The organism is Ruegeria lacuscaerulensis (genome assembly GCF_013031245.1).
GTDB classification, from domain to species: Bacteria; Pseudomonadota; Alphaproteobacteria; order Rhodobacterales; family Rhodobacteraceae; genus Ruegeria; species Ruegeria lacuscaerulensis_C.
In genome coordinates, this window is sequence record NZ_WPZL01000011.1 from 91,732 (window position 1) to 108,148 (window position 16,417).

A 16,417-nucleotide genomic window follows, 5' to 3' on the forward strand; every position below is an offset into this window, starting at 1 on the left:
GGGCAATTCTTCGCCGGATTATATGGCAATAGGGCAACGGTAACACGTCTCATCGCCGAGATGAGTCTGTGGGAATCGAGATCATGCATCATACTGAGCGCTCACTGCCTTATTTGATTGCTTCAGGACGCGCCCATATGTCTGTTTCCACCCCTACCAGCCGAGAGCTGGAAATCCTGGTTGATGCCTATCTTGCAGCCAACCGTTTGGATATTCCCGCAAGCGCAGGCGTAAGGCGGGCGGCGCAGGCCGCCGTGCTGGAGAAGAGCGAAGCAGAGCGCCAGTCTATACTAAATGGGACCAGGCCGGGGAAAGCCGTCACTTTGAGGAAAGTGATTGTCTGGGCTGTAAAAGCGGCAGTCCTGGCGGCGTTGTACGTGGCCGTATTTTATGGCGTGCTGGTCATGCAGATTTCTCTTCTACAGTATGTATTCCTGGTTGCTTTCACATGCATTGTCAGGATCGGCTATGACAGCCTCCGCGACATTCGCCGGAACAGCCTGATCGTAGCGGAACAGAAGTAACGCTCTGTCTCTAAAATGTATGTTCAGGCTGCAACTCTGCCTTCGACGCATACATTGAACCGCAACAAGAATGGTTGAACCGCAGGTCTTGGGGGACCTGAATCAGGTGGGTTCCCGAGAATATGAGATTGAGAATCCTGATCTAGGTTACTGCGTCAGCTTCGCGGACCCGACTTCAAAACTGACGATCTACTTTAATGATCACCAAGAGAGAACCATCTCGTCCGAAATGGCTCTGGAGATTTTCAAACAAGCGGCCCCCGGGGTATTGCCGCTGTTGCCGAAAAACGCGGAGCAACGTTGGGTGAGATCAACGCCTATCAAATGCACAATAAATCCCAGGTGATGCCGCTGCGGGCCGAAGCTGAGTCGACAGATGGTATTTCCGAACTTCTCGCCTTGGGGGTGATCGATGACTGTATTGTCAATCTGCGGTTCACGGCCCGATTTCCAATGGACAAGGCGCAGGTCTGGATGAAAGTCATTTCGGATGACCTGAACGAAGGCTACAGGCAACCAACGAAATAGAAACCCGCCGAGTTGGCGGGTTTCCCGTTTGTGCGCATCCGATCAATGCACCACAGCATCATCTGGTCGCGGTCTTTCTGACGTCCCCAGCCGGTCTCCAATAATCAGACCATCTGCCCCGGCAGTCACAGGAACGGTCTCGCCATCCTTGATCTCACCGGCCAGCAAGGCTTCGGCCAGCGGGTTCTGCAGGGCGCGCTGGATCACGCGTTTCAGCGGACGGGCACCGAAGACCGGGTCATAGCCTTCGTTGGCCAGCCATTCCTTGGCCCTGTCGTCCAGAACCAGTTCGATCTTGCGGGCCGCCAGACGTTTCTGCAGACGCGCCATCTGAATATCTACGATACCATCCATATCGGCCCGCTTGAGTCGGTCGAAGATGATCGTCTCGTCCAGACGGTTCAGGAATTCCGGCCGGAAATGCGCCCGGACCGCATCCATCACGTCCCGCCGTGCCTGCGCACTGTCCGCGCCTTCGGGCAACTGGCTCAGCGCCTGAGACCCAAGGTTCGACGTCAGGATGATCAGCGTCTGTTTGAAGTCCACGGTGCGGCCCTGACCATCGGTCAGCACGCCGTCGTCGAGAACCTGCAACAGCACGTTGAACACATCCGGGTGCGCCTTTTCGACCTCGTCAAACAAAACGACCTGATAGGGCCTGCGCCGCACGGCTTCGGTCAGCACACCGCCCTCGTCATAGCCAACATAGCCCGGAGGGGCTCCGATCAGACGAGCAACCGCGTGTTTCTCCATGAACTCGGACATGTCGATGCGGACCATCGCATTGTCATCGTCGAACAGGAAGTTTGCCACGGCCTTGGTCAGTTCGGTCTTACCTACGCCGGTGGGTCCGAGGAACAGAAAGGAACCCAGCGGGCGGCCTTCGTCGTTCAGACCCGCACGGGCACGGCGCACAGCGTTGGCAACGGCTGTCACCGCCGCATCCTGACCGATCACGCGGGAATGCAGATCGTCTTCCATCCGCAGCAGCTTCTCACGCTCACCTTCCAGCATTTTCGAGGTCGGGATACCGGTCCAGCGCTCCACCACCGAAGCGATCTGTTCGGGACGCACCGTTTCCTCGGCCATCATGGCGTTGCTTTCGGCGTTCTCCGCCTCGGTCAGTTTTTTCTCAAGCTCAGGGATGACGCCATAGGACAGCTCTCCTGCCTTCGCCAGATTGCCTTCGCGCTTGGCAATCTCCAGATCGGCCCGCGCCTTGTCGAGCTGCTCTTTCAGATCACGCGCACCTGCGAGCTTGTCGCGTTCGGCCTGCCACTGGGCGGTCATCTCGGCGGATTTCTCCTGCAGATCCGCCAGGTCCTTTTGCAAGGTTTCCAGACGATCCTTCGAGGCCGCGTCATCTTCAAGCTTCAGCGCCTCTTCCTCGATCTGCATCTGCAGGATCTGGCGATCCAGCTGATCCAGCTCTTCCGGCTTGGAATCCACCTCCATCCGCAACCGCGACGCCGCCTCATCGACAAGGTCGATAGCTTTGTCAGGCAGGAACCGGTCGGTGATATAACGATGCGACAGGGTCGCCGCCGAGACCAGCGCCGAATCCGAGATACGGACACCGTGGTGCAGCTCGTACTTTTCCTTGATACCGCGCAGAATGCTTATCGTGTCCTCGACGGTTGGTTCGGTGACCATCACAGGTTGGAACCGACGTGCAAGGGCTGCGTCTTTTTCGACGTATTTTCGATACTCATCCAACGTGGTCGCACCGATGCAATGCAGCTCACCCCGGGCAAGCGCAGGCTTGATCAGGTTTGCGGCATCCATCGCGCCGTCGGATTTACCGGCGCCGACCAGCGTGTGCATCTCGTCGATGAACAGGATGATCTCACCTGCGGCCTCAGTGACCTCGGTCAGAACGGCCTTGAGGCGTTCCTCGAATTCACCACGGTATTTCGCACCGGCGATCAACGCACCCATGTCGAGCGCAAGCAGCTTTTTATCCTTCAGTGATTCAGGCACGTCGCCGTTTACGATGCGCAGGGCCATCCCTTCCGCAATCGCGGTTTTACCGACACCGGGTTCCCCGATCAGAACCGGGTTGTTTTTGGTGCGGCGAGACAGAACCTGCATCGAGCGGCGGATTTCCTCATCCCGTCCGATGATCGGGTCGATCTTGCCTTCGGCCGCAGCCTCAGTCAGGTCGCGCGCGTATTTCTTGAGGGCGTCATAGCCCTCCTCCGCCGAGGCAGTATCGGCCGTGCGGCCCTTGCGGATGTCATTGATCGCTTCATTCAGTTTCTGTGCGGACACGGCTCCGGCTTCCAAAGCGTCTTTGGCCTTGGATTTCACCATGCACAGCGCCATCAGAACCCGTTCGACCGGCACAAAGCTGTCGCCCGCTTTGGTCGCGATCTTCTCGGCCTCATCCAGCACCTTGGCGGTCTGGCCGTCCATATAGATCTGGCTGGCGTCGCCGCTGACCTTTGGGATTTTCCCCATAGCGGCATCCAACGCCTCAACCACACGGTTGGGCGCGCCGCCAGCGCGTGTGATCAGGTTGCTCGCCAGCCCCTGATCGTCATCCATCAATGCTTTCAGTATATGTGTGGGTTCCAGTCTCTGGTGCCCCTCGCGCAGTGCAATCGTCTGCGCCGCCTGCACGAATCCCCGTGCCCGCTCGGTGAACTTGTTCAAGTCCATATTATTCTCCTTTTCTCAAGCGCCCTGAATGTGATGCGCCCGCTAGGCAGCACGCGTCGGTCTGGGCCTCACATTCAATCTGGGAAATATCTTTGTCCGTTCAAGAGGCTAAACCGCAAATTCCGGCTTAACGACGGGGCACGGTATAAACAGTGTACCCTCCGGTTTCCGCAACCTGCCGCGCGCCGTACATGGCGACCAATGATTGCGCGGCGTCACTGCCTGTTGGACAGGACACGAGGTCTGCCGCATCATCCAGGTAGTTGACCGTGAAAGCGGTTTCGCCTGTCAGTTGGCAATCGTCATCGGTGGAGCGATACCCGCGCACCAGTCGCAAATTGTCATTGGTCGGAGATTTGATGACCGTATCCGCCGCCTCGTTTTCCAACGGCATATCCTGACACCCCACCAGAGCCAGAATGAACCCAACGCCAATTACCTGTTTCATAGTCCCCCCATCTGAAAAGTTCTTTTGAATGATCGGCACCATAACACAGTCCGCACCTGACCGCTTGTTCCCGATCACCAACCCGTCCTGCATGGACACAAGCGCCGGAACCCGTTAGGACGCAGACGTTTGCCAAAAAGGAGCTTGCCCCATGTCTGATGATCGCCTGATCGTTGCCCTCGATGTTCCCAATGCCCTGCAGGGTCTGGCCATGGCCGAGCGTCTGGGCCAAAGCGTTTCGTTCTATAAGATTGGCTTGGGGATGCTGACCGGTGGCGGGCTGGCATTGGCTAATGAACTGAAACAGGATCACGGCAAGCGCATCTTTCTGGATATGAAGCTGTTCGACATCGGCAACACGGTGGAGAACGCGGTGCGCGGGCTGGCGCAGTTCGATCTGGATTTCCTGACGGTGCATGGCGATCCGCATGTGGTGCGCGCCGCAAAGGAAGGGGCGTCGGGCAAGGACCTCAAGATTCTGGCGGTGACCATCCTGACTTCGCTGAATCGTGACGATCTGGATGCCAGCCTGTTGAAAGCCGGGGACGTGCAGGAACTGGTGGTCGAACGTGCGGCCAAAGCGCTGGAGGCCGGGGCCGACGGTGTCATCGCCAGCCCGCAAGAAGCCGCTTTGATCCGCGCCCTGCCGCAGGCCGAAGGTCGCCTGATTGTCACCCCAGGTGTGCGCCCTGCAGGGGCTGCCCTTGGCGATCAGAAGCGCGTGGCAACGCCGGCCAGCGCCATAGGTGACGGGGCTGATCACATCGTCGTTGGGCGCCCGATCTATCAGGCGGAAGACCCGAAAGCGGCCGCCGAGGCGGTTCTTGCCGAGTTAAATTCCTTGACACACCACTAAAGGATTGCTCGAAATCCGGGATTTTTCGGCCAGAATTCGCCTACAACCAGTTGACCTTACGTCACATTCCGGTCCACCCGCGCCAAATCGTCTCTGTGCCTCAAAACACACATGAAAAACACGAGTTTTCGGGTCTGTGACCTAGGTCCTACCGAAAGTTTGGAATTTGAGCGATTCTAAGTCCGTGATACTCCCCGCGGACCGTGTCTTCCTGTGGTCCGTCACCTCCCCCCGCCCAATTGCGGGGGGTCTTCTTTCGATCTTCTGTTCAGATCTGCTTCCGTCAGGGCTTTGCTCAGCGCCAAGGGCTGATATAAATAGACCGCTGAACTGATCGCACGGAAAGCGGGAAGATTTGAATGCCCGGTCTTTGCCGAGATTGCCTGACTATACTGACTGATGAACGGCGCTGCCCGGCCTGTGGCAGCCCGCGGATCAAATCACACCCCGAACTGTTTGACCTGTCCATCGCGCATATGGATTGCGACGCGTTTTATGCTTCTGTCGAAAAGCGCGACAATCTGGAACTGGCCGATAAACCGGTGATTATTGGCGGTGGCAAACGGGGCGTTGTGTCGACCGCTTGCTATGTGGCACGCATACGCGGTGTGCGCTCGGCCATGCCGATGTTCAAAGCCCTGCAACTCTGCCCCGAGGCTGTGGTGATCAAGCCACGCATGTCAGTCTACGCCGAGGTTTCACGTGAGATCCGGAAGATGATGGACGAATTGACCCCGGTGATCGAGCCGCTGTCTCTGGACGAAGCCTTTATGGACCTGTCCGGAACAGAGCGCCTGCACGGCGCCCCGCCCGCGGTAATGCTTGCGCGGCTTGTGAAGCGGATGAAAGAAGAACTGGGTGTGACCGGCTCGATCGGGCTGTCGCACAACAAGTTTCTGGCAAAGGTAGCCTCTGACCTCGACAAACCGCGCGGGTTTTCCGTGATCGGCAAGGCCGAGACGAGTGATTTCCTGTACGACAAACCGGTGCGTTTGATCTGGGGTATCGGGCCTGCTGCTCAGGAGTCTTTGGACCGCGCAGGTATCCGCACTTTTGCCGATTTGCTGCGCTGGGATCAGGAGGCACTGACGGTCCGGTTCGGGTCAATGGGTTATCGGCTGTGGCATCTGGCACGCGGGCAGGACAAGCGGCGCGTGTCCTCGCATGAACCTATGAAATCCATCAGCAATGAAACCACTTTTTTCGAAGACACTTCCAGCATCGACATTTTGGACGGGCATTTGTGGCGCATGGCCGAGAAGGTCGCCGACCGGGCCAAAGCCAAGGGGCTGGCCGGGCGGGTCGTCACGCTGAAGCTGAAAAAAGCCAATCACAAAATCATCACGCGCCGCGTTTCGCTACGCGATGCAACGCAGATCGCGGACCGAATCTATCGCACCGCCCGGGGGTTGTTTGATCAGGTCGGGGATGAGGGGCCATACCGTCTGCTGGGCTGTGGTCTCTCCGACTTGTGCTCGGAAGAACAGGCGGATATCTCAGGCGATTTGTTAGACCCGGGCGCGACCCGGCGGTCGCAGGCGGAACGGGCGACAGATGAGATACGACGCCGATTCGGAACCGATGCGATTGTGAAAGGTCGCGCCCTGCGCTGAGGCTACTCTGCCGCCAGACGCAAGGGCTCGTCGCCAATGCGGGCGATGTCCTGAATGACCTCGCGCAGAATTTCCTGAAAGGCCGAGAAGTTGTCGTTCGGCTCGATCTGCGCCTCATCCATATATAGCGAGCGGTCGATCTCAACCTGGACCGCATGTTGCTGGCGACCGGGTCGACCATAGGTCTGGGCTACATAAGCACCAGCAAAAGGTGCATTGCGTGCAACACTCAAGCCGGCGGATACAAAGGCTGATTCTATCTGGTCGACAATCTCGGCTGAGGCCGACGCTCCGAACCTGTCCCCCAGCACGACCTCCGGCCGCCTGGATTTTGCATTGCTGGCCATGGCAACAGCCTCATGTGGCATGGAATGGCAATCAATCAGGATCGACTGCCCGAAAGCATCGTGGGACTCGGCCAGCAATGACTTGATCCGCGCGTGATACGGGCGCCAGCAGGTATCTATGCGCAAACGCGCCTCATCCATCGTCAGCTTGCCACGATAAATCGCGCGCCCGTTGGCTACCACCCGGGGAATCACGCCCAACCCCGAAGCTACGCGCGGATTATGCCCGTGACGGCGAGCGCCCTGAATCAGCGCGGGATCCAACTCTTCAGCGCTGCGGTTCAGGTCAATGAAAGCCCGTGGCATCGTGGCGGAAATCATCGGAGCACCAAACTCAGCCGCCGCAGAAAACAGCTGATCGACGAACGCATCTTCCGAGGATCGAATCACGTTCTGGCTCAGAACGGTCCGGTTCAACAAGGCATCAGGGTAATTCCGGCCGCTATGAGGAGAAGAAAAGACCACGCAAGACGTGCGCTTGGCGGGCATATCCAATACATAGGGGACGTTCGGCATGGTGACTCCTTGTTCGCTTTGAACATAGACCGGAAAATAGTTCTACCAAACCCCTTGAACCCCTTTGCGACTCCTTTTATAGACCCCGCTACCGGCGCGGGGTTCCGCGCCCCATTTCGTTATGGGGCAGGGCACGCAATGGTTCCAGTGGGCGGTTAGCTCAGCGGTAGAGCACTTCGTTGACATCGAAGGGGTCACAAGTTCGATCCTTGTACCGCCCACCATCTATTCACTGTTCCGGTCCTCCGGGACACCCGACTAACCCAGGCGCTGGCCACGTCCTTGATGAAGGCGCCGCAGATTGGAGACAGACCATGAAGGTCAAGAACTCGCTCCGCTCGCTCAAGAACCGGCACCGTGATTGCCGGGTTGTGCGTCGCAAAGGCCGCGTCTACGTGATCAACAAGACGCAGCGCAAGTTCAAAGCTCGCCAGGGCTAAGAACGGCACACGCTGAATTAGGAAACCGCGCTTTCGAGCGCGGTTTTTTTTGTTTTCTGCACCTTCGAACGTTACGTGTTACCCTTGCTCCACCAAAACGGAGCGCGGAGTCCATGCCAAAACAAGGCGTCGACATACTGGTCGGAACGACCAAGGGCACATTTATTGTCACCAGCGATCAAGCAAGGTCAGGTTGGAAGGTATCGGGCCCGCATTGCGATGGCTGGCCCATCAACCACGTGATCGGCGATACGGAAACCGGTTCTCTTTGGGCCGGGGGCGGCAGCGACTGGCACGGCGCAGGTGTCTGGCGGTCCGAAGACAGCGGTGAAAGCTGGGAACTGACTAAGCTCACCACCGGTCAGATGGATCAGTGGGCCGCCAATGACTCTGAATTTGCCCAGATGATCGGCTGGACGGGCGAACCGGCACCATTCGCCGAGGAGTTCTCACAAATCTGGTCGCTGAGTTACGGACATGGAACGCTATATGCAGGCGCCAAACCGGCACGCCTGCTTTCCAGCCGAGACAACGGGCGAACATGGGAGACGGTTGAGGGTTTATCCAACCACCCATCGGCGCCGAACTGGAATCCGGGTGGTGCCGGACTGGTTCTGCACACAATCCTGACAGATTCAAGTGATGATCAAAAACTCTGGGTTGGAATCTCGGCAGCCGGTGTCTTTGCGTCCGAGGATGGCGGGACGAACTGGGAAAGGCGTAACAGGTTGTCCAACGCGGAAAGCTGCGGGCACCATGATCATCCCGCAGCGCCTCGGGACGGCGAGACTGGCCATTGCGTCCACAACATGGTTCAGGCCCCAGGGACGACGGATTTACTGTATCAGCAAAATCATCACGGCGTCTGGCGCTCACCCGACGGAGGGCGCAGCTGGGAAGATATCACCGGGGGCCTGCCATCGACATTTGGTTTTCCGATCCATGTTCACCCCCGTGACCCCGGCACGATCTGGACCTTGCCATTGAACGGCGACAGCATCGGTCGTTTTCCACCCGACGCTGCGGCTGCGGTGTGGAAATCAACCGACGGAGGCGCAACGTGGGAAGATCATCGGCACGGCCTGCCACAGGAAAGCTGCTATTTTACGGTGTTACGTCAGGCCATGGCGGGAGACCGCCGCAACCCCGCAGGAGTTTATTTTGGGACGAACAGCGGATCTGTTTTTGCCAGCGGTGACGAAGGTGACACTTGGGACGAAGTGGCCAGACACTTGCCGACTATTCTCGCCGTCGAGGTTCTGGATCGAGAGTAAACCATTTGTCGAAAAAGGATGCTGATCCATTGGCAACCAGAGGCTGGATTAGATCATGAAAATGGCCATGGGACCGGCTGCGCCATTTTGACCAACTAATTTGGTCGGAAATCCTTGCATCTCCAGAAGAATCGTATAATTGACCAATTCAGTCGGATAACGACCCGCTACAACTTTCATCGTTGGGAAAAATGATGCTGAAATCTTCTACCTGTGTTGCCGCCGCTCTGACGGCCCTGCTTGGAACCTCCGTCGCTGCCGAAGGCGAACTGAACCTCTATTCTTCGCGCCACTACGACACGGACGAGCGTCTCTACAGCGATTTTGAAGAAGCCACAGGCATCACCATTAACCGCATCGAAGGCAAAGCCGACGAGTTGATTGCACGGATGGAGGCTGAAGGCGCGAACTCTCCTGCGGACATTCTGCTGACCGTTGATACATCGCGTCTGGCGCGGGCCAAGAATGCTGGCATTCTGCAGCCGGTTGAAAGCGCCGTTCTGGAAGAGCGCATCGCGCCCAACCTGCAGGACGAAGACAATCAGTGGTTCGGCTTCTCGCAGCGCGCCCGGATCATTTTCTTCGACAAGGCCGACGTTGCAAACCCACCCGCAACCTATCTGGATCTGGCCAAGCCCGAATACAAAGGTCTGGTCTGCATCCGGTCGTCCAGCAATACCTATAACCAGACCCTGCTCGCCTCGATCATCACCAACCACGGCGCCGAGGCCGCCAAGACCTGGGCGGAAGGCGTAGTTGCCAATATGGCGCGAGAGCCGCAGGGCGGCGACACCGACCAGTTGCGTGGCATTGTTTCAGGTGAATGCGAAATCGCCGTTTCGAACTCCTATTACTTCGCGCGCGCTCTGCGCAAGGACGTCAAAGGCCTGAGCGCCGATATCGACATGATCGGAGTACAGTTCCCGGCGCAGGATGCTGAAGGCGCGCATATGAACCTGTCGGGAGCGGGTGTTGCGGCCAACGCGCCGAACCGCGAGAACGCCGTCAAGTTCCTTGAGTATCTGGCCGGTGATCAGGCGCAGGTGTATTTCTCGAACGGCAATGACGAATACCCGGCGGTCGAAGGCGTTGCACTGGCGGAAAACGTCGCCGCATTGGGTGAGTTCAAGGCGGATGAGGTAAACCTGTCCGAAGTCGCCAAGAACATCCCCGAGGCGCAGAAAATCTTTAACGAAGTCGGCTGGAAGTAATCCATCCGGCGAACACGGGCAGTACAAGGGGCGCAGAGATTTCTGTGCCCTTTTTCTTGTTGCATGACGTTTAGTTTTGACCGATATTCTCTTAAATGAACGAGATTCCCGTATTTGATCCATGCTTGATGACCTCTCAAACAGACTCGCCAATCGTCTGAGCGAACTGCGCCGGGGACGCGGATTGTCCCTGGATCAGTTGGCAGAAATCAGCGGCATCAGCCGCGCCACCTTATCCAGAATGGAGAAGGGCGATGTCAGCCCGACCGCTGAAACTCTGGGCCGCTTATGCGCCGCCTATGGGCTACCGATGTCGCGCCTTCTTATGATGGTCGAGGACAGCTTTGACCCGCGCGTGCCCTTCGAGCGGCAACCCGAATGGAGCGACCCGGAAACCGGGTTCACGCGCCGGTCCGTCTCGCCCCCTGCTGCGGGGTTGAGCGGTGAGGTGCTGGAAGGGCATCTGCCGCCGGATACGGTGATCTCGTATGACACGCCCCCAAAACCGGGGCAGGAGCATCACCTGATCATGCTGGACGGCGCTCTGACCCTGACGGTCGACGATGTTGCACACGAACTGAATGGTGGAGATTGCCTGCGCTATCACCTCTCTGGCCCGTCGCGGTTCGCAACGTCGACCGCACGTGGCGCGCGGTACCTATTGGTGCTGATATGATCTCACGGCTGACCGAGGATACCTTTGACCACGCGCTGACTGACCTAACGGAAATTCTGCACGCCTGCGTGCATACCGGGGCCAGCATTGGTTTCATCCTGCCCTTTACTACCGACCAAGCCCGCGACTATTGGCAGAACCGGGTGAGACCGGACCTGCAATCGGGCGCGCTGGATCTGTTCGCTGCCCTTGAGAACGGGCGCATCGTGGGCACAGTGCAGTTAATCCCGGCGGCCATGCCAAACCAACCGCACCGCGCCGACGTGGCCAAACTGCTGGTTCACCCGGACGCCAGACGCATGGGTCTGGGGCGCGCCTTGATGAACGCGCTGGAAATCCGTGCGGCCGAGTTAAACCGGACCGTACTGGTTCTGGATACGCGCAGTTCTGACCCGTCGCGGATACTCTATCAGAACCTTGGGTTTCAGATCGCCGGGGAAATTCCGAACTATTGCCGCAATCCGTTCGAAAATCGGTTGGAACCCACGACTTATATGTTCAAGGAACTGACTTAAAAGGCGGTCTTGCGAACACTGGCCGCGAAGCAATAGCCAATGCCGTGTACCGTCTTGATATAGGTCGGGGCCGCGGGGTCGGGTTCGATCTTTTTGAACAACCGCATGACATGCACGTCGATCGTGCGGTCACCGACAATGGTTTCGTGCCCCCGTGCCTTGTCCCACAACTGATCACGGGAAAAGACCATGTGAGGATTGGTCACGGAGGTCTGCAAAACATCTAATTCCGGGGTCGTCAGAGGGGTCGGCTCGTTCGCACCTAATTCGGTAAGGGTACGTTCGTTCACATTCAGCACCCAGTCGCCGAGCCGGATCAAAGGGGGCACCAGCGTCGTTCGTCGCCTTCTCTTCCGAATGGGCGCGGCGCAGAACAGTGGGGATGCGGGGCAGAACCTCGCACGCCTCGAACGGTTTGGTGATATAGTCATCGGTGCCGAACTCCAACCCGACAACCCGGTCGAAAATCTCATCGCGGCCCGGCAAGCCGATTTCCGGCAGGATCAGGTCCACATCTGCCTGCTCCAGAACCGCATCCATCGCATTTCCATCACCCACGCAAGTGACCCGGCAGCCCTGCTTTTCAAGATAGCGCTACAGGAACGAGGTGATCTGCGGATCATCGTCAACAACAAGGATATGTTCTTTGACGCTATTGGGGTACCGGACGGGCGGGGTCGGCCGACGCGGAACTGTTGTAGCTGGAGGACATTGGAGCGCGCAGGGCGCGGACCGCGCTGGATACGGAACCGTGACGCTCCATCAAAAGCGCAGAAAGTCCAGAGCCTCTCCTGCCGCCATGGTTTCGGTCTCGGCCGGGATCACTGCCAGACCATCCGCCTGCGCCAGCAAGGCCACCCGCCCGCTATAGGACGCAGCCATCAGGCGCAGCCGGGGCATGCCATCCGATGTCAGGCCATCGATATAAACGGGTCGGTATTCCTGACGTCCGGCGCGACGTTCCAGCGGCTCAGCCAGAACCGCCTGCTCGGGCATCCGGGGCACGTGATGCAGCCCGGCGCGGCGGGCCATCATCTGCGAGCCGATGATTTGCCAGGTCACGTATGCCGATACCGGATTGCCCGGCAACCCGACATAAAGCGCAGCACCCCGACGTCCGAACATGATCGGCTTACCCGGTTTCATCGCCACTTTCATCACATCCGCCTGACCCCCAATTTCCGAGAACAGGCGCGGCATGTGATCTTCGTCACCAACCGAGACCCCACCAGTGGTGACGATAAGATCGGATGTATCGCAGGCCTCTCGCAGAACCTTTTCCAACAGGTCAGGGTTGTCCTGGACCGGCCCTTTGTCGATCAGATCGATCCACGGATTGTCCAGCAGTGCGCGCAGCATATAGCGGTTCGAGTTGTAGATCTGGCCAGGGCCGAGCTCTTCGCCCGGCTGACGCAGCTCGTTTCCGGTGGAAAAGATCGTGACCCTGAGCTTGCGATAAACCGTCACCTGCCCGTACCCGGCCGAGGCCAATGCAGCGGCTTCGCGCGCCCCGATCTCGCAGCCCTTACGCAGGACCGGACCCCCGGCCTTCAGGTCTTCGCCCGCACATCGAATATGCTGGCCGGGTCTTGGGCGACGTGTGAAGCGGATGCCGTCGGCAGTCGTTTCACAATCTTCCTGCATCAGCACCGCGTCAAAATCAGCAGGTACCGGCGCGCCTGTGAAAATGCGCAAGGCGCTGCCCGCAGGCGCGTCATGCGCGCCACTGTCCCCTGCAGCCACGCGCCCGGCAACAGGCATGTCGAACAAGGGGCCGTCGCCCAGATCGCATGTTCTGATGGCGTAGCCATCCATAGCCGAATTGTCGAAGGCGGGCATATCGACCCTGCTGGTGCAGTCCTCTGCCAAAACCCGGCCAATCGCGTCAATCAGAGGCAGGACCTCGGTGCCGGTGATCGTATCTGCAGCCGAAAGGCCCCGGGTCAAAGCCTCGGACACCGTCAGGTACACATGAGTGTTGCGGTCGCAGGCGCATCCATCAGCCATTTTGTCCCTCCAGAGCCGCAAACAGCTTCTCAAATTCCACGCGTTCCGCTTCGGCAAGTTTAGGCAGATAAGCCCGTGCTTCCTCCAGATTTACAGAGGGGTCGCCGACGACCAGCAGCATGACCATTCCATGACGACCATGAACGCGGCAGCGGATGCCATAGACGCCCTCTTTTTCGAAGGTCAAATCCAGTTCGGGTTGGCCACGGATCTCAAACGCCCGCGCCCCGACCGGTATCATCCGCAGGATCGATGTCACCGTGTGCCGCCCGGTCGAGCCTTTGAACCGCACAGTCGCTCCTGCCGGGACCTGTAAAAGCTTTGGTTCGAACCGGAAAGCATGCGCCGGGGTATCGGCATTCAGGTCAATGATCTGGTGCACCACCGCTACTTCGGGCAGGTCTTCGGCCTGCGCGGCTGGGGCTAGGGCTACCGCCCCGGCTAACAAGAAAGCCACTACAGCCCGTCGCGCGTATTCCATCTGTCCCTCCGGGTTCAGGCCACCCGCGGGGACTCCCGCAGAAGATCGGCCAATGCGCTGATCATCACCGGCCATTGCGCACGGCGGTCTTGGTCACGCAGCGCGGTCAGCAATGTGCGCCCAATGGACAGCAATGCAGGGGTGCTGTCATTGACATAGGTCACGATCCGCTGCTCGGGATTGGCCAGCAGGAACGGAACGATGGCCGCCCCCGCCTGATCCGGCGCGGTTTCCGACAGCAGCCGCATCGCCGCTTGCCGCACCGGGGCTGAGATATCATCCAGCAGACTGCGCGCGACATCTGCGGTACCGTCCCATTTTGTCAGGATCTGCATGGCATCGATACGGAACGGGGTATCTCCTGTTTTCAGCATTGCCCGCAGTTTGCCACGCAGCGCGTCCTGCGGCGGCAGGTTGGCCTGTTGAAGCAGCTTCAGTGCTTGCAGCGAGAGGTTGGTATCCGTGTGTGACAGGCCTTGCGTTATCAGCTCGACCAGATGGTCTTCGCTTAATTCTGCCCCGTGGCGGGCAATTGAGACGCACAACGCCGACAGGGCTTGTTGCGCAATTTCAATATCAGGATCTATTGCGATCTGGGCCAGCATGACTTGCATACCCTTCACCTCGCCCAGCAGACGGATGGAGGACATGCGGGTTTCCTGTTCCAGCGCCTCGGCATTGTCGTCCAGCGCGACACGGCGACGTTTGGGGTGACGTGTGGCTTTGGCCAGCAGCGCCTGCTCGCGCGGGGTCAGAGGCTGAACCTCGTCTTCCTTGGCCTCCTGAGTCATTTCGGCTGCAATAGCATCATGACCAAGGATCGCACCGAGGCTTGAGGTCGGGCCATTTTCGCCTTCGTTCGAGACGTCCAGACCGGCCGCTTCCAGCGCGGCGAAATCGGTTTGCGGTGTGACTTCCTCGGGCGCATCTTCGGCGACCGGCATCGGAACCAGCGCAAAAGACAACAGCAACTCGCGACTCTGCTGTTGGTTTACGTGTGACCGGGTGTCGTCGGTCACAATCATCGCAAGCGACGCCACCGCTTTCAACCGTACCGACCGGAAAGGCGAGCGGCAGGCCCGTTGTAGCCACTCCGCCGCCTCGCGCAAGGGTGAGGTAGTCAGCGCATCGACGACGGCCCATTGAACGCGCTCGGCCTTGAGGTCATCGCCGTCCACTGAGAACAGCGCGTTCAGGCGGTCCGCGACCAATTCAGGGGACAACGCAGCCAGAAGGCCCAGCGCTTGCGCGGATACTTCGGGTTGATGACCCGTCGCCAGGAAATCCAGCACCTGCCAGCGCAGGTCGTCCGGGTCGGTTATGGGGGTATCCCGCTCCAGCCGATTGATCAGGGCCAGCTGCACCTTGGCGCCGGGATCGCGCATCATGCGATCCAGCAGTTCCGGTTCCGAAAAGCCCGAAAGGGTCAGCGCTGCGATGCGGATGTCCTCGACTGTATCGGTCAGGGCCTGTTCGACCAAAGCCGGATCATTTGGCATGAGCGCCTCATAAGCGATCATCCGGACAGCTCCATCCTTGTCGATCAGTGTCTTGCGCAGAATTGCTTCGGCTTCGGCCCCGCCAATTTTGGCCAATGTTCGCAGCGCACGGTGGCGCAGGCGGCGGTTCGAAGACTGGGCAAGTACACCCAGCGTTGGCACAGAAGGTTGACCGATCCGGCCCAGCGCCTCACAGGCCACATCACCCAGCTCCTGACCGTCTTCATCCATCAGAGCCACGACAATTGGTTCAATCGCGGCCTCATCGCCCATGGTGCCCAATGCCCTGATCGCCGCAATCTGAATATCCAACCAGTCGTCCCATTCATCAAGATGCACCTCGTCCTCATCCCAAGTGATCTCATCCCCGCGCCCGGTGACCAGAGTACGCAGATACGGTGCGGCATCCTCGGCCTTCAACTCGGCCAGAGCGGTCACGCAGGCCAGTTTCACCTCACCACAGGGATCGTGGATCAGATTTTCGAGTAGTTGCGGCACAGCCTCTTTCACACCCAGCGCACCCAGTGCCTGAGCGGCATCCTGACGTACGTCTTCATCGTCATCCAACAGCGCCTTGATCAATGCCGGTCTGTTCTTCGCGCCAATTGCAGCCAGCGCCTGAATGGCGCGCAGGCGGATCGCGTCATATTCGGATTTGGCCAATTCGGTTAACAGGCCGGTGGCCTCATCGCGCAGTGCAGTATCGGAATGCATGTTCATATCAAGCTGCCATGATGCGGTTGGGCGGGTTGGGGCGAAGTGGAAGGCAGGTTTCCCAACCGATACCTGCTTTCCAGACGGTCCCTTCTGCAGTGGGACCA

The 16,417-nt window shown here is 58.8% G+C and carries 17 protein-coding genes and 1 tRNA gene; 10 read left to right on the plus strand and 8 right to left on the minus strand.

The genetic code is table 11. The features are described from left to right. Positions 1–83: 83 nt before the first annotated feature. Both GOX66_RS14505 and GOX66_RS14510 read left to right on the plus strand, forming a co-directional pair. The gene (locus tag GOX66_RS14505) at positions 84–524 is read left to right on the plus strand and encodes a hypothetical protein (protein ID WP_170763452.1); all 441 of its coding nucleotides are present in this window, start codon (positions 84–86) and stop codon (positions 522–524) included. Positions 525–824: 300 nt separating this feature from the next. Further along, positions 825–1,052, plus strand: a complete 228-nt coding sequence (locus GOX66_RS14510) for a hypothetical protein (protein ID WP_170763453.1) — start codon at positions 825–827, stop codon at positions 1,050–1,052. 42 nt (positions 1,053–1,094) lie between these two features. Here GOX66_RS14510 and clpB read toward each other — a convergent pair whose 3' ends face one another. Both clpB and GOX66_RS14520 read right to left on the minus strand, forming a co-directional pair. After that, positions 1,095–3,713 (minus strand): ATP-dependent chaperone ClpB, encoded by a 2,619-nt coding sequence (gene clpB, locus GOX66_RS14515; protein WP_170763454.1) that lies wholly within the window; start codon positions 3,711–3,713, stop codon positions 1,095–1,097. A gap of 127 nt (positions 3,714–3,840) precedes the next feature. Further along, entirely contained in the window at positions 3,841–4,161 is a 321-nt protein-coding gene (locus tag GOX66_RS14520; protein ID WP_170763455.1) for a hypothetical protein, read from the minus strand. Between the two features lie 151 nt (positions 4,162–4,312). Here GOX66_RS14520 and pyrF point away from each other — a divergent pair, with 151 nt between their 5' ends. Continuing rightward, positions 4,313–5,017: an orotidine-5'-phosphate decarboxylase gene (gene pyrF, locus GOX66_RS14525; protein ID WP_170763456.1), complete on the plus strand. Its 705-nt coding sequence runs from the start codon at positions 4,313–4,315 to the stop codon at positions 5,015–5,017. Positions 5,018–5,376: 359 nt separating this feature from the next. Next, the gene (locus GOX66_RS14530) at positions 5,377–6,630 is read left to right on the plus strand and encodes a DNA polymerase IV (RefSeq protein ID WP_170763457.1); all 1,254 of its coding nucleotides are present in this window, start codon (positions 5,377–5,379) and stop codon (positions 6,628–6,630) included. 2 nt (positions 6,631–6,632) lie between these two features. Here GOX66_RS14530 and GOX66_RS14535 read toward each other — a convergent pair whose 3' ends face one another. After that, on the minus strand, positions 6,633–7,493 hold the full coding sequence (locus tag GOX66_RS14535) for an N-formylglutamate amidohydrolase (RefSeq protein WP_170763458.1): 861 nt from the start codon (positions 7,491–7,493) through the stop codon (positions 6,633–6,635). Between the two features lie 149 nt (positions 7,494–7,642). On the opposite strand from GOX66_RS14535, the gene GOX66_RS14540 reads away from it, so the two are divergent. From GOX66_RS14540 to GOX66_RS14565, 6 genes are all read left to right on the plus strand, one after another. Further along, a tRNA-Val gene (locus GOX66_RS14540) sits at positions 7,643–7,717 on the plus strand. A gap of 90 nt (positions 7,718–7,807) precedes the next feature. Continuing rightward, positions 7,808–7,933, plus strand: a complete 126-nt coding sequence (ykgO, locus tag GOX66_RS14545) for a type B 50S ribosomal protein L36 (protein ID WP_005648635.1) — start codon at positions 7,808–7,810, stop codon at positions 7,931–7,933. A 113-nt stretch (positions 7,934–8,046) separates the two neighbouring features. Beyond that, a complete protein-coding gene (locus GOX66_RS14550) occupies positions 8,047–9,207 on the plus strand; it encodes a sialidase family protein (RefSeq protein WP_170763459.1) in 1,161 nt (386 codons plus the stop codon). A 194-nt stretch (positions 9,208–9,401) separates the two neighbouring features. Next, positions 9,402–10,418, plus strand: a complete 1,017-nt coding sequence (locus GOX66_RS14555) for an extracellular solute-binding protein (protein WP_170763460.1) — start codon at positions 9,402–9,404, stop codon at positions 10,416–10,418. A gap of 121 nt (positions 10,419–10,539) precedes the next feature. After that, on the plus strand, positions 10,540–11,094 hold the full coding sequence (locus tag GOX66_RS14560) for a helix-turn-helix transcriptional regulator (RefSeq protein WP_170763461.1): 555 nt from the start codon (positions 10,540–10,542) through the stop codon (positions 11,092–11,094). Next, the gene (locus tag GOX66_RS14565; protein ID WP_170763462.1) at positions 11,091–11,609 is read left to right on the plus strand and encodes a GNAT family N-acetyltransferase; all 519 of its coding nucleotides are present in this window, start codon (positions 11,091–11,093) and stop codon (positions 11,607–11,609) included. Before GOX66_RS14560 ends, GOX66_RS14565 begins: the two co-directional genes overlap by 4 nt. Here GOX66_RS14565 and GOX66_RS26175 read toward each other — a convergent pair. From GOX66_RS26175 to GOX66_RS14590, 5 genes are all read right to left on the minus strand, one after another. After that, on the minus strand, positions 11,606–11,815 hold the full coding sequence (locus GOX66_RS26175; RefSeq protein ID WP_336509483.1) for a winged helix-turn-helix domain-containing protein: 210 nt from the start codon (positions 11,813–11,815) through the stop codon (positions 11,606–11,608). The genes GOX66_RS14565 and GOX66_RS26175 overlap by 4 nt on opposite strands. Next, the gene (locus GOX66_RS26180; RefSeq protein ID WP_170763464.1) at positions 11,784–12,167 is read right to left on the minus strand and encodes a hypothetical protein; all 384 of its coding nucleotides are present in this window, start codon (positions 12,165–12,167) and stop codon (positions 11,784–11,786) included. Before GOX66_RS26180 ends, GOX66_RS26175 begins: the two co-directional genes overlap by 32 nt. A gap of 204 nt (positions 12,168–12,371) precedes the next feature. Next, on the minus strand, positions 12,372–13,616 hold the full coding sequence (locus GOX66_RS14580; RefSeq protein WP_170763465.1) for a molybdopterin molybdotransferase MoeA: 1,245 nt from the start codon (positions 13,614–13,616) through the stop codon (positions 12,372–12,374). Beyond that, positions 13,609–14,097, minus strand: coding sequence for a plastocyanin/azurin family copper-binding protein (locus GOX66_RS14585; RefSeq protein ID WP_170763466.1), 489 nt, complete (start codon positions 14,095–14,097; stop codon positions 13,609–13,611). The genes GOX66_RS14580 and GOX66_RS14585 overlap by 8 nt, the downstream gene beginning before the upstream one ends. A gap of 14 nt (positions 14,098–14,111) precedes the next feature. After that, entirely contained in the window at positions 14,112–16,316 is a 2,205-nt protein-coding gene (locus GOX66_RS14590) for a HEAT repeat domain-containing protein (protein ID WP_170763467.1), read from the minus strand. Positions 16,317–16,417: the final 101 nt, after the last annotated feature.

Excerpts from the sequence above, each read along its gene's own strand:
- GOX66_RS14505 (WP_170763452.1), top strand. The coding sequence starts at position 84 with ATGCATCATACTGAGCGCTCACTGCCTTATTTGATTGCTTCAGGACGC.
- clpB (WP_170763454.1), bottom strand. The coding sequence starts at position 3,713 with ATGGACTTGAACAAGTTCACCGAGCGGGCACGGGGATTCGTGCAGGCG.
- GOX66_RS14520 (WP_170763455.1), bottom strand. The coding sequence starts at position 4,161 with ATGAAACAGGTAATTGGCGTTGGGTTCATTCTGGCTCTGGTGGGGTGT.
- pyrF (WP_170763456.1), top strand. The coding sequence starts at position 4,313 with ATGTCTGATGATCGCCTGATCGTTGCCCTCGATGTTCCCAATGCCCTG.
- GOX66_RS14530 (WP_170763457.1), top strand. The coding sequence starts at position 5,377 with ATGCCCGGTCTTTGCCGAGATTGCCTGACTATACTGACTGATGAACGG.
- GOX66_RS14535 (WP_170763458.1), bottom strand. The coding sequence starts at position 7,493 with ATGCCGAACGTCCCCTATGTATTGGATATGCCCGCCAAGCGCACGTCT.
- ykgO (WP_005648635.1), top strand. The coding sequence starts at position 7,808 with ATGAAGGTCAAGAACTCGCTCCGCTCGCTCAAGAACCGGCACCGTGAT.
- GOX66_RS14550 (WP_170763459.1), top strand. The coding sequence starts at position 8,047 with ATGCCAAAACAAGGCGTCGACATACTGGTCGGAACGACCAAGGGCACA.
- GOX66_RS14555 (WP_170763460.1), top strand. The coding sequence starts at position 9,402 with ATGCTGAAATCTTCTACCTGTGTTGCCGCCGCTCTGACGGCCCTGCTT.
- GOX66_RS14560 (WP_170763461.1), top strand. The coding sequence starts at position 10,540 with ATGCTTGATGACCTCTCAAACAGACTCGCCAATCGTCTGAGCGAACTG.
- GOX66_RS14565 (WP_170763462.1), top strand. The coding sequence starts at position 11,091 with ATGATCTCACGGCTGACCGAGGATACCTTTGACCACGCGCTGACTGAC.
- GOX66_RS14580 (WP_170763465.1), bottom strand. The coding sequence starts at position 13,616 with ATGGCTGATGGATGCGCCTGCGACCGCAACACTCATGTGTACCTGACG.
- GOX66_RS14585 (WP_170763466.1), bottom strand. The coding sequence starts at position 14,097 with ATGGAATACGCGCGACGGGCTGTAGTGGCTTTCTTGTTAGCCGGGGCG.
- GOX66_RS14590 (WP_170763467.1), bottom strand. The coding sequence starts at position 16,316 with ATGAACATGCATTCCGATACTGCACTGCGCGATGAGGCCACCGGCCTG.